Below are 12,010 nucleotides of genomic sequence, written 5' to 3'. Positions count from 1 at the left end.
CCCTGAAAATCCTTCCACTTCGCCATCTGAAAGGCTTCCTGCAGGCAAGAAAAAATAATTTTTCCGACTGCGAAACCGGGCACTGGAGGATTTGAAAGGAAACCGGGGTGAATGTTCGGTTAAGTTTGCAAATTTAAGGAGTGTCGGATTCCCGGAGACCTGCGATATGAAACTGACAGGATTTAGGGATATCGACATTCTTTTGGGTTATTATACTGAAACAGGGCAGACTAACGACGGAACCAGTACACCATCAATATATCAGGTAGATTTGCTTAGGGTTTACAAATAACTCATTTTAGCGCCCGAACATTTTATCAGAGCCGGACTATCAATTCAAGATTCCATAAATTATTTGGCTATTTATTGATGGCAAACAAGACTATAATGAAATAGGCTTCAATAATACATAAAAATATTGATGTGTAAAATTAGTTTATCACAATAAGGATAAGTATACTGCAGCTATATAAGTAGCATTTATAAGACCAGAACTCAGTAACCGTAAATAGCAGGTCTCAAAAAAGAAGGTTAAATTTCCACATGTAAGAGACAAAAAAACAAATTTACTTGTTTTGGCATGACACTTGAAGACTGTATGTCTAAATTGATAATAAGACTGATAGTTATCTACCTTAATCTCAAGGAAGCACAGGCAATCGACCCATGAATTAGCATATGATGTTATTGGATATTCAGGGAAAGAGGAGTGATGTTCAGGGAAAGAAGAGATAAATATGTGTGAAACAGCTGTACGTGTAAAAGCACTAAAAAATAAACTAGTGTCTCGTCAATCCTCAATTGTCGGATAAAGACGTGCTAATTTTACCCTTGCATCTTCTGTTGTGAATTGCCAATTAACCTTTGCATTTTTGTTGTTTCTGAACTTTTGCCAGGCCAATGCCTCCTTCTTAACAGTGTCAATGTTATTCATTCTCCTTTTTAAGCACTGACCTGTGAGTACATTCAATTCAATCTCTGCCATATTCAACCAGCTTCCATGTTTTGGTGTGTACACAAACTCAAACCTATCCCATATTGCCTTCGCCTTTGCTGGTGGAAATACTTCATAGAGAGATCCCGGAACATGTGTGTTTAGATTGTCCATTACCAGCGTAATTTTATCTGCATTTTCCTGTTGAAGTGCAATTTCTTCCAGAAAACAAGCCCAGTCCTTCTTGGTTTTTCTTTCAGTAATTTTCACCATTCTTTTTCCTGTCAATGGTTCACAGGCAAGGAATATATTGCACATCCCACAACGTTTGTATTCGTAATCATACCTGGCTGGTTTTCCGGGTAAGCAGGGGACTGGAATCCTGGTTTCTCCAATAAGTTGTTTTGGGGATTCATCCATACATATAACAGGATTTCGTAGATCAAATGGACGCTTATAAATATCCAGAACCATTTCCATATTTGCAACAAAGCTACTGTTTTGTTCCGGAGGAATTACCCATTCTTTCCTTTGCCAGGGTTTGATTTCGTTTTTTTAAAGTACGACGTATTGTTTCATGAGAAATATTTTCGATATAGCCAAGATCTACAACCTTATCAGCTAACAATCTCAAAGACCATCTTGCAAAACCTTCAGGAGGTTCACTGCAACTCAATGCAACTAAATGGGCTTCTAAATCACCATCAACTTTTTTAGCATAAATCCGATCTCTTGTTTCTCCATTGAGGGCAACTTCAAGACCTTCTTCAACAAATCGCTTTTTAACACGATCAATTTTTTTCATACTGATATTCAGGACACGTGAGATTTCTTCGTTGATTGAATGGTTGACATTCCATTCACCTTTATCACAATTAAGTAAGATCAGAGCATTGAGAATTTTTTGGGAGTTGTGTTTACCCTTTGAGGTAAGTTCACAAAGAGTTTCACGTTCCTCTTTGGTAAGTGTCACAGTGTATCTATTCATAAGGAATCCCTGAGATTCTTTATGAATATTATACAATATAATTCTTACGACATTTTAATGCTGACGAGACACTAGTTTATTTTTATCTTTTTACTGGGCTTTACATTTGGCTTGTTACAAAATAACATTAATAATTCTTATTTCAATGCACTTTTAAGAATATCTCTACTTTTTTTATTTCATAATCTACTCTTTCTCTATTATGCATATCAGTACGTTTCCAAAATTTATTTCATAATCTACTCTTTCTCTATTATCCGACTTTCCGCAGATGTCTGATAAATTTATTCCTTTTTCTCGCTAATATCTAAATATCAAAAATGTCGTATTCTGCTTTGGATTTCATTATGTTTGTTACAACACGTTCTCTTGATCATCATGGAATCGTTTCTGGCATTTATGATGAACTTGAAATTGGAAAAGTGATTGATGAAGTGCTGCCCAAGTTTGGGCAGCACAAGTTAGCTCATTCTATTGTAGTAAAAGCAATGATCCTCAACTGTCTTGGTTTCGTAGACAGTCGTCTTTACATGTACTCTCAGTATTTTGAAACTCTTCCTGTTGAAAGACTCCTCGGTTCCGGGATCATTGCATCTGACCTTACTGATGATGTTTTAGGTAGAACTCTTGACGAAATATATGAAGCAGATTCTACTCAACTTTTCATGAAACTTGCCTTGAAAATGATGGAAATCGTGAACGTCAGGACTCAACTTCTCCAATGTGACACTACTAATTTTAGCGTTTATGGAGATTACAAACATATCGATTGCAGTTCTGCCATCGAAATCACCTATGGTCATGCAAAAGACGGTAGAGATGACCTTCAGCGTTTTGGACTTGGAATAATAACAAATCAATATGGAATCCCATTATTTGCAAAAGCTTACTCTGGTAATGCATCAGACAAAGAAACCATAATTGAAGCAATGAAAATGCTTCAAGAAAACATAACTTTCCCTGATGATGTTTATTACATAGCTGACAGTGCTCTCTATTCTGACAATACCATCAAATCAATGAGAAAAGGAATGAAGTGGATCACTCGTGTACCTTCAACACTAAACCTTTCAAAAGATTTGTTGATTTCTGATCTTGAGTTTAAACAAGGAGAAGAACCCCGATATTCATTTTACGAAACCATTGTTGAATATGGTGATATCAAGCAAAAATGGGTAGTTGTTCACTCATCTGAGATGCAGAAAAGAAAAGATGTTACTTTTGAAAAGAAAATTAAAAGGATTGTCAAAGAAGCTCAAAAAGACCTCAAAGATCTAAAGAAGATAGAGTTTGCCTGTGAAGAGGATGCCAGGGCAGCTCTGGAAAGATGGAAAAAAGAGAATCCTTACTGTTTGCTTGAAACTGTAGAGATTTCCACAGTTTCAACAAGGGAAAACGGTAAGAGAGGAAGGCCAAAGAAGGATGAAAAGCTTATCGTCCACTATGTTGTAAATGCAACAGCAGTCAGGAATGAAGAGATTACACTGACTGAAAAAGAGTATCAGGGAAGGTTTATAATTGCAAGCAATGATCTCAATCTTGATGCTGAAAAGATGCTAGATTACTACAAGAATCAAAGTAAGGTTGAAAAAGGGTTCAGGTTCATAAAGGACAAAAGCTTCAGAGTTTCAGAAGTTTATTTGAAAAAACCTCAGAGAATTGAAGCTCTTTCAATGATAATGGTCTTAACTTTGATGGTTTATTCGGTAGCGGAATGGAAACTAAGAGAAAGGCTAAAAGAAACAGGGGAAACAATACCTGACCAAGTTAAAAAACAAACTCAAAAGCCCACTTTGAAGTGGGCTTTTATGCTAATGAGGGAGATTACAGAAGTAAAAGTGGAAGTTGATTCAAAAGTAGTAACTCAAATTGCCAACATGGATGAAATTAAGGGCAAGATAATAAGGTTGATGGGGAAAAATTGCGAAAAATACTACTTTTGAGTGGGGATCTGCGGAAAGTCAGATTATGCATACCAAAATCAATACATTTCGGAAAATAGTGCAGAAGAATTGATACATCCGACTTACCCTCATTCTTCGTTCAATAAAGGAAATAACATGGTACTTTTCAGATCATAATTTTTACCAACGCGCAAGCCTTTCAAATATTTTGCATTGTTAAGAATCAAAAGTTAGTCACAAAGAATAAATTTTATAGTAAAGTTAATATAAAAATAACAATGTAATCTATTTAAAATTGTATATTTGTAATTGATGGCTGAAAAACAAAAGCTTGACAAGGACTCATCAGTTAATATACCCAAAAATCAAATGATTTAGAGGAAAAGAAAAAGAAGAAGTTAGAGAGAACTTAGAGGAATCTCATGACAGCTTAAATGCTATCAGTAAGGTATAATAGGAAGGAATAAAAATGGTTTGTGAAAGCTTAAACACCTGTCCTTTTTATAATGACAAGATGCCAATTGAAAGTGCTCTGGGTAGAATACATAAGAAAAAGTACTGTGAAGGGGATAAAATCTGTGCGCTAGATACAAGGTAGCATCTTCAATCGGAAAAGAAAACGTGCCTATCGATCTATTTCCAATTATGATGGAAGAAGCAAATCAAATAATACAAAAATATAAGGATAAGACAACAAAGGAATTGTGACGGTCTCGACAATGTGAGAAGAGCTAAAAATGTGAGAAGAGCTAAAAATGTGAGAAGAGCTAAAAATGTGAGAAGAGCTAAAAATGTGAAAAGGCTACAAGCTCCTTAAGTTTGCAAGGAGCCTGATAAATAACAAATCTATTTTTTGATGACGAAAAAGCATGAGAGGTCTGTAATAAATATCCTGACTTAGACCGTTTTAAGTCTCATGCTGCTTATTTTTCATTTTAACCGTATGAGTCCCATTATTGAGCAGTTTACTTGGATTTTTTTCACATCCAAGTTTGCTGCTATGCATGAGTTTTTCCATCAAAACCCATGGAAAAAGACTTTAACGGATAAAGTTTCAGAAGTTTTTCTCCGCACACATAAGCACGTGCTTCATGAGCATGGCAATTGTCATGGGACCCACACCGCCAGGGACAGGAGTTACGAGGGAAGCTTTTTTGATTACGTTTTCAAAGTCAACATCCCCGTATACACCGTCTTCTTCTTTAGTGATTCCCACGTCAAAGATTACAGCGCCCTCTTTAATCATATCGGCTTTAATAAGGTGCTTAACCCCAGCTGCAACCACTATGATATCGGCACCAAGGGTGTACTTCTTCAGGTCGTCGGTGAAGATATGACAGACTGAAACAGTTGCGTTTCGATTCAGAAGCATTGCGGCCATGGGTTTTCCTACAACATTGCTGTGCCCGACAATAACCGCATTTTTGCCCTTGACAGGCACATCGTATTCCTCGAGTGCTCTGATTACTCCGTGTGGGGTGCAGGGAACAAGCCCTTCATCCCCGATCATGAGTTTTCCCATATTATAGGGATGAAAACCATCCGCATCCTTTGCAGGAGATATGGCTTCCATTGCTTCCTGCGGAGAGAAGTGCTTCGGCAGCGGAAGTTGAAGCAGGATTGCGTGCACGTCCCTGTTCTTGTTAAGGGAATCGATCAGGGCAAGGAGTTCTTCCTGAGTGGCTTCTGCAGGAAGAAGGTAGTCTTCTGCGCTGATACCCACACGCTCGCATGCCCTGTGCTTCAGGCGGACGTACATTTTTGATGCTGGGTCGTCCCCTACAAGGATGGTAGCAAGTCCGGGAGTGACTCCCCGGTTGCTTTCGAGGTCCTCTACTCCTGACCTCACTTCTTCTTCAACCTGCTGTGCAAGGACTTTTCCATCTATGATCCGTGACTCATAGCTTTCATCTGACAAGTGGTAAACCCCCTATTTCCTCAATTAATCGTAAATCGGGAACCTTGAACAGAGATCCCTTACCTTATCATTGATTTCCGACAGCAGAACATCGTTTCCTGCATTCTTGATTGCGGCCTCGATATAGTCGGCAATAAGCTCCATTTCTTTTTCTTTCATACCCCTTGTGGTACAGGCAGGAGTCCCAAGCCTTACACCGCTGGTTACAAAGGGGCTGCGGGTCTCGAAAGGAACCGTATTTTTGTTGGCAATGATCCCGGCCTTGCTCATTGCAGCTTCCGCATCCTTGCCTGTAATGTTCATATTATTGAGGTTTACAAGCATAAGGTGGTTGTCAGTGCCGCCAGAAACAATATCAAAACCCTTTTGTCTCAAAGAAGAACAGAGAACCTTTGCATTCTTTACGGTCCGGGCCTGGTCCTGCCTGAACTCTTCACTCATGGCTTCCTTGAAGGCGACTGCTTTTGCGGCTATGATATGCATGAGGGGGCCGCCCTGAATACCCGGGAAAACTGCCTTGTTTACCCCTATTGCAAGCTCTTCGGTCCTAGATATAATCATTCCGCCCCTGGGTCCCCGGAGGGTCTTGTGGGTAGTTGTGGTAACAAAGTCTGCATAAGGCACAGGGCTCGGATGTACACCTGCAACTACAAGCCCTGCAATATGGGCAATATCTGCAAGAAGGTAAGCTCCGACTTCATCGGCAATTTCCCTGAACTTCTTGAAATCAATCTCACGGGGATAGGCTGAAGCTCCGCATACAATCATTTTCGGTTTGCATTCTTTTGCCATTTTCATGAGTTCGTCATAATCCAGGGCTTCTGTCTCTTTGCTTACACCATAGGGCACGATGTTATAGAGCTTTCCGGAGAAACTTACAGGGCTGCCGTGAGAAAGGTGTCCGCCGTGAGAGAGGTCCATGGACATGATGGTATCTCCGGGCTGCAGTACAGAGAAGTAGACTGCCATGTTAGCGCCTGAACCGGAGTGGGGCTGGACATTTACATACTTTGCCCCGAATAATTCCTTTGCCCTGGCAATAGCGAGGTTTTCGGCAACATCAACGAAATCACAGCCGCCATAGTAGCGCTTGCCGGAATATCCTTCGGCATACTTGTTGGTCATGATTGAGCCCTGGGCTTCCATAACAGCCCTGCTCGCATAATTTTCTGACGCAATCAGGTTCAGTTTGTATTCCTGACGTTCGGCTTCCTTTTCGATAGCCTCGAACAATTCCGGATCGATTTTTTCAATATAAGACATTACTGTCACCTTGTAGTCCATGCATTTAAAACTTATTCGAATTAAGGGTTTCTTGCTAGCGTGAATTGATTAACTGTTAGGTGCTCACGTTCTAGTTTGCTTACGTTCTGGGATTTTTACTTACATAAATAAGTTTGCTAGAACCTGTAAGAACTGTCTGACAAACTGAAAAGCCAGATAGGCTGAAAGTTCTAAACAGTTGTGGGTTTCTCAATACGCTGGAATTATCAAATGTCTTGGGATCCTCCAGACTGAAAGTAATATAACTGAATGGAGCTCCAATGAAGAGAGTTCTAATTGAAAGGGGATCCTGTACAAAGGTAAAGACCCATGAAATATTTCCCGAGTATTTAATAACTCAGGAGGTTATGGAATAGAGTAAGTCTTCGATTGACCAGTATATTCACGTGAGTATTATATTCAAATACTTATACTGTCAGAATATTAATGAGGATACTAATGGGTAAAATCTATTCCGGTTTGGGACTATTTTCTACTTTTGAGCAAGTCATGACCTATCTGCCGGAAATTGCCCAACATTTAACATTTAATATATTATTGAACACTTTATTTTTTGATCTGGACCTGTACCTTCTCGGAGTCTCAGGCATGGCTGAAAATCCGATCCGTGAGTTCCTTCAAAGTATCTGCTTGTATAAGGGCCATTAATCAAGGGCTATTACGCTTCTGCCCTCAACTTTAAGTTTACCCTCGACAAAGAGCCTGACAGCTTCGGGATAGATAATATGTTCCTGCTCGAGAATTCTGGCAGTAAGAGTTTCTTCGGTATCTTCTGGAAGCACAGAAACGCATTTCTGGATAATAATGGGCCCGGAATCGAGTCCTTCATCTACAAAATGTACAGTACAGCCTGCAACTTTTACTCCATACTCAAAAGCCTGTTTCTGGGCATGAAGCCCTTTGAAAGCCGGAAGAAGAGAAGGATGTATGTTCAGAATCCTGTGCCTGTATGCTCCGATAATTTCGCTTCCCAGGATCCTGAAATAGCCTGCAAGCAGGAGAAGGTCCGTATCATACTCTTTGAGGACATTCAGTATTTCCCTATCGTATCCGGCTCTGTCACGCCCTACTGGATCAAGAAAAACAGCACTGATCCCGTGTTTTCCTGCACGTTCGAGCGCATAAGCATCGGCTTTGTTGGAGATAACAACATTAACTGCCGCGTTTTTTATGTAGCCCTTTTCAATGCTATCTATGATCGCCTGGAGATTTGAGCCCCGTCCAGAGACCAGCACTGCAATCTTTACCGTCATTGAAGCTTTTAGATTGAAACAGTGATATATTAGGTTTTTGCATCTTTGTGGCATCGGTGACAGATTAAGAGAAAAGGCTCCAAATATAATTAGGCAGTCGAAGAAAAGGGCATAATTACCTGGAAAAGAAGAAGGAAGGAGAAGAAAAGAAGAGAAAAGAGAAGCTTAAGCGCCACTCCGGGTTTCCTTGCGCTCTTCTATGAAATCAAGAAGTTCCTGAGAATCACTTATATTGTCTAATTCTTTCTTTTCTATCAGTACCGTATTTTCGACTGATTTCAGCTTGGAACGTCCGTTAATGATGAACACGGACTGAGTTTCCGTAATGCAGGAAATGCTGCTCATCAGATGAGCCCGTTTGATTACTGTTGTGTTGAACTCGCTGACTCCTGTAAGGATAACTGAAGACTTGTCCCGTGAGATAGCCTTGAAAGGTGCCTGCGCAGTGTGAAGGACGTCATATCCGAGCATTGAAATCGTATTCAGGATCAGTTCTTCCGGCAAAAGCATATTATGTTTTACCTGTGATTCTTCCTTTTCAGGCTCTGCCTTTTTTCTCGGTTTTCTGCTCCCGCAGGATTTCAGGATATTTATGGGTCTTGCCAGTTCGACTCCGAAAATGTCCTCAAGCTGGAGTACTACATCAATGGACGCGTCCATACCTTCTTCTTCGTATTTGCTGATAGTCCTTCTTGAAACCCCTACCATGGAAGCCAGGGTTCCCAGGGACATAGACTGATCTGTCCTTGACTTTTTGAGGAGGTCTCCTTCTATTGAAACATAAAGCCCTCCGGGTGCTGCTGAAACCAGAGGCTGGATATTTTCGACAAAATAATCATGGAGAGTCTGGACACTCAGGGCAAGGATATCGTAGCGCATGTAGACAACACTGTCTTCAAGCAGCTGGTCCCTTGTCTTGGCTCCAACAACAATAGCGGAACCTCCGAGATACTCAGCAAGATATTTCATTTCTCTTGCTGTTTCTTCATTCAGGCCGTCAATATTAAATAAAACCTTGCAAAGTAATAGTGTTTCATCTTTACGTGCGGCAACGTCAAAGCTCCTGGGACGTATATTACATCTGTCAGAGAGTGCAAAACCAGCACGTGACAATACATCAATAATTTGATGTATGAGAACCTCTTTTGTCATTCCAATATCAATCTCTGTTTGAACATCTATATATACATTTCTCCAACATAGATAATGTTTACGGGGAGAAAACAAGCCGGAGAATCCCGAAAACTAAGGTATCCCCGCTCCGGAATTGCAGAAATATCAAGGTAGAAAACTGGATACGGAAAAAAAATGATCATCGGAATTGACGATACGGACTCAAACGAAGGCATGTGCACTACATATCTGGGAGCACTGCTGCTGGAAGAACTGCAGGAATACGGTACTGTAGAAGCTTTACCCCTCCTTGTGCGCCTGAACCCTACCATTCCCTATAAGACAAGAGGGAACGCAGCAGTAGCCCTGAAACTTAAAACTGCCTGCCCTGAAAGGGTGATTGCACATGTAACATCCAAAATAGAAGAGCTTGCACGCATGGAATGCGAAAAAACCAATCCGGGAGCCGTATTTATTCAGGAAAAAGATTACGAAAACCTGAAGTTCGTCCTCATGAGTTTTCTGGAAGAGGCTGTAAAGGACGTAATCGAAATAGAGAAAGCAAAGAACCTGATCGCTGAACTGGGGATTATCTCGAGAAGCTTCAAGAACGGAAGGGGACTTATAGGCGCTCTTGCAGCCTGTGGGGCAATGCTGAACCCTGAGGGGTGGGACTGTACTTTCGAGCATCTGGCGTACAGACAGAAGGAAAAATGGGGAACTCCACGCGATGTTGATAAGGAAAGTTTTTTTGAGGCTGACAGGCAGACGTACCCAGAAACCTGGGATACGGTAGATCTTACAAACAGGCTCGTAGTCTGCGTTCCTCATTCAGCAGACCCGGTATTATTCGGGATAAGAGGAGAAAGCCCTGAAATAGTTAATAAAGCTGCAGCCCTGATCCGGGCAGAGCCTGTTGAGCGCTTTACCGTATACAGGACAAACCAGGGAACGGACATGCACCTCCTGACAGCACAGAAGATTGCTGAAATCAGGGATATGCATTCTTATAGACTTGAAAGTACAGTCTCGGCAGTCCCGAAGACCATTGAAGGAGGACACGTTATTTTTGCTGTCCGTGACCTGGAGGAAGGCGAAATCGACTGTGCAGCCTTCGAGCCAACAAAGAATTTCAGGTCACTTATCCGAAAACTGGTGCCTGGAGACCGGGTCGTCCTCTCAGGGAGTGTCACTTCCGGAACCCTGAATATTGAAAAAATAGAGATTAAAGCTCTTGCTCCCCTTTACACGGAAGAGAACCCAAAGTGCCCTGAATGCGGAAAACACATGAAATCCGCAGGGCAGGGACAGGGGTTCCGCTGCAAAAAATGCAGGACGCAGGCTCAATCTCTTTTAAAAATCAGGTGTGAAGCAGAAAGAGACCTTGAACCAGGACTCTATGAAGTACCCCCCTGTGCCAGGAGACACCTCGCAAAGCCGCTGGCAAGAGAAAAACACCTGGATATAAGGCTTTATCCTGCCCGATAAAGGAAAAAGCTGCAGACTTAAATTGCCCGAATGCTACAGACTTAAACTGCTCAGATGCTACAGACTTAAACTACTCAGATGCTACAGACTTAAACTGCTCAGGTTTGTAAAGCCAACCCGCAGGTTCTACTATATGCCATACTTATTTCAGCACCTGTGCCTGTTTCTCCCTCAATCCGGTAAGTTCAGTACAGTTCCGGCACAGGCGGAGCTTTTCTTTTATGTTCGTTTCTCTCGATGCGCCTGTTAACAGAGCTGAGCTGTTCAGCAGAAATTCCGACATTATTCAAAATTTTACCCAGTTCTGTGCCTTCTTCAAGCATTCTGAGCACCTCATCGACCTTCACGTAAGAAATACCAAGTTCTGCTTCATCGGTCTGACCTGCCCACAATCCCGCAGACGGCTTTTTAGTAATGAGAGGTTCCGGAATCCCAAGCCTGCCGGAAAGCTCCCATACCTCGGTCTTATAAAGCCCGCCTATAGGTTCAAGGTCGACCCCTCCATCCCCATACTTCGTGTAGTAGCCAAGAAGGATTTCGGTTTTGTTTCCGGTCCCGATGACCATGCGGTTCAGCTGGTTTGCGTGGAAATAAAGAAGGGCCATCCGGGTTCTTGCTTTCAGGTTGCCTCTGGTTAACCTGTCTGCAGATTCACTCTCCGGAACTGCAGCCATGAAAGCTGAAATAACGCATGTGATGTCAATTGTCCTGTACTCAATCCCGAGCCAGTCTGCAAGAGTTTTCGCATCTTCACTATCAGCTGCAGGAGTAAGGCTACTTTCTGGCATATGAATGCCAAGAACCCTGTCTTTTCCGAGAGCTTTTACAGCAAGCGTTGCGGTAAGCGCGGAGTCGATTCCCCCGCTAATGCCAACAACTACTCCGTTTACACCTGCTTTACCAGTTTCATTCCGGATAAAATCAATAATCCCGTTCTGTGCTTTTTCAAGGTCCATGCTCTCAGTTCCTGAAATTATGAATTAGATGGAATTCGGTTATAAATTCTGTTAGAAACTCTGTTATAAATTAAGTTATCTTAGTTAGGGATTTAATTTAAATTATGGTTCACAAGAATAAAGATCTCAAATTAGAATTTTGACTTAAAAACTTATTCTTTTTTTAGCTAGT

The 12,010-nt window shown here is 41.4% G+C and carries 9 protein-coding genes; 3 read left to right on the top strand and 6 right to left on the bottom strand.

Going from position 1 to position 12,010, the window contains the following annotated elements; genetic code table 11:
• Nucleotides 1-91 precede the first annotated feature (91 nt).
• Nucleotides 92-292: a hypothetical protein gene (locus ACZ5A8_RS06270; RefSeq protein WP_464532850.1), complete on the top strand. Its 201-nt coding sequence runs from the start codon at nt 92-94 to the stop codon at nt 290-292.
• 498 nt (nt 293-790) lie between these two features.
• Here the strand turns inward: ACZ5A8_RS06270 and ACZ5A8_RS06265 are convergent.
• Nucleotides 791-1,922 (bottom strand): IS630 family transposase gene (locus ACZ5A8_RS06265; RefSeq protein ID WP_464531321.1). Its coding sequence is split into 2 segments (ribosomal slippage): nt 791-1,490 and nt 1,489-1,922, totalling 1,134 coding nucleotides; the frame shifts between segments, so codons are not numbered across the junction.
• A gap of 347 nt (nt 1,923-2,269) precedes the next feature.
• On the opposite strand from ACZ5A8_RS06265, the gene ACZ5A8_RS06260 reads away from it, so the two are divergent.
• Nucleotides 2,270-3,865 (top strand): IS1634 family transposase, encoded by a 1,596-nt coding sequence (locus ACZ5A8_RS06260; RefSeq protein ID WP_464532849.1) that lies wholly within the window; start codon nt 2,270-2,272, stop codon nt 3,863-3,865.
• Between the two features lie 1,015 nt (nt 3,866-4,880).
• Here ACZ5A8_RS06260 and ACZ5A8_RS06255 read toward each other — a convergent pair.
• The 4 genes from ACZ5A8_RS06255 to ACZ5A8_RS06240 all read right to left on the bottom strand — a co-directional run bounded on the left by ACZ5A8_RS06255 (nt 4,881) and on the right by ACZ5A8_RS06240 (nt 9,433).
• Nucleotides 4,881-5,744 carry a bifunctional methylenetetrahydrofolate dehydrogenase/methenyltetrahydrofolate cyclohydrolase gene (locus ACZ5A8_RS06255; RefSeq protein ID WP_464532847.1) on the bottom strand — a complete coding sequence of 288 codons (864 nt, stop codon included), beginning with the start codon at nt 5,742-5,744 and terminating at the stop codon, nt 4,881-4,883.
• A gap of 24 nt (nt 5,745-5,768) precedes the next feature.
• Nucleotides 5,769-7,007, bottom strand: coding sequence for a bifunctional serine hydroxymethyltransferase/L-allo-threonine aldolase (glyA, locus tag ACZ5A8_RS06250; protein WP_464534038.1), 1,239 nt, complete (start codon nt 7,005-7,007; stop codon nt 5,769-5,771).
• A 665-nt stretch (nt 7,008-7,672) separates the two neighbouring features.
• Complete coding sequence (purN, locus tag ACZ5A8_RS06245; RefSeq protein ID WP_464532846.1) at nt 7,673-8,281, bottom strand: phosphoribosylglycinamide formyltransferase; 609 nt, start codon at nt 8,279-8,281, stop codon at nt 7,673-7,675.
• A 165-nt stretch (nt 8,282-8,446) separates the two neighbouring features.
• A complete protein-coding gene (locus tag ACZ5A8_RS06240; RefSeq protein WP_464532844.1) occupies nt 8,447-9,433 on the bottom strand; it encodes a transcriptional regulator in 987 nt (328 codons plus the stop codon).
• A gap of 156 nt (nt 9,434-9,589) precedes the next feature.
• Here ACZ5A8_RS06240 and ACZ5A8_RS06235 point away from each other — a divergent pair, with 156 nt between their 5' ends.
• Nucleotides 9,590-10,882 carry a TiaS agmantine-binding domain-containing protein gene (locus ACZ5A8_RS06235; protein WP_464532843.1) on the top strand — a complete coding sequence of 431 codons (1,293 nt, stop codon included), beginning with the start codon at nt 9,590-9,592 and terminating at the stop codon, nt 10,880-10,882.
• Nucleotides 10,883-11,067: 185 nt separating this feature from the next.
• Here ACZ5A8_RS06235 and ACZ5A8_RS06230 read toward each other — a convergent pair whose 3' ends face one another.
• A complete protein-coding gene (locus ACZ5A8_RS06230) occupies nt 11,068-11,838 on the bottom strand; it encodes an NAD+ synthase (RefSeq protein ID WP_464532841.1) in 771 nt (256 codons plus the stop codon).
• Nucleotides 11,839-12,010: the final 172 nt, after the last annotated feature.

The sequence above is a fragment of the Methanosarcina subterranea genome (assembly GCF_055385895.1).
Note: the sequence above shows the minus strand (reverse complement) of the source record. Positions and strands in the feature narration are given on the sequence as shown.

What these genes read in the sequence shown, in the direction of transcription:
- ACZ5A8_RS06260 (WP_464532849.1), top strand. Translation starts at nt 2,270, where the DNA reads ATGTTTGTTACAACACGTTCTCTTGATCATCATGGAATCGTTTCTGGC.
- glyA (WP_464534038.1), bottom strand. Translation starts at nt 7,007, where the DNA reads ATGTCTTATATTGAAAAAATCGATCCGGAATTGTTCGAGGCTATCGAA.
- purN (WP_464532846.1), bottom strand. Translation starts at nt 8,281, where the DNA reads ATGACGGTAAAGATTGCAGTGCTGGTCTCTGGACGGGGCTCAAATCTC.
- ACZ5A8_RS06240 (WP_464532844.1), bottom strand. Translation starts at nt 9,433, where the DNA reads ATGACAAAAGAGGTTCTCATACATCAAATTATTGATGTATTGTCACGT.
- ACZ5A8_RS06235 (WP_464532843.1), top strand. Translation starts at nt 9,590, where the DNA reads ATGATCATCGGAATTGACGATACGGACTCAAACGAAGGCATGTGCACT.
- ACZ5A8_RS06230 (WP_464532841.1), bottom strand. Translation starts at nt 11,838, where the DNA reads ATGGACCTTGAAAAAGCACAGAACGGGATTATTGATTTTATCCGGAAT.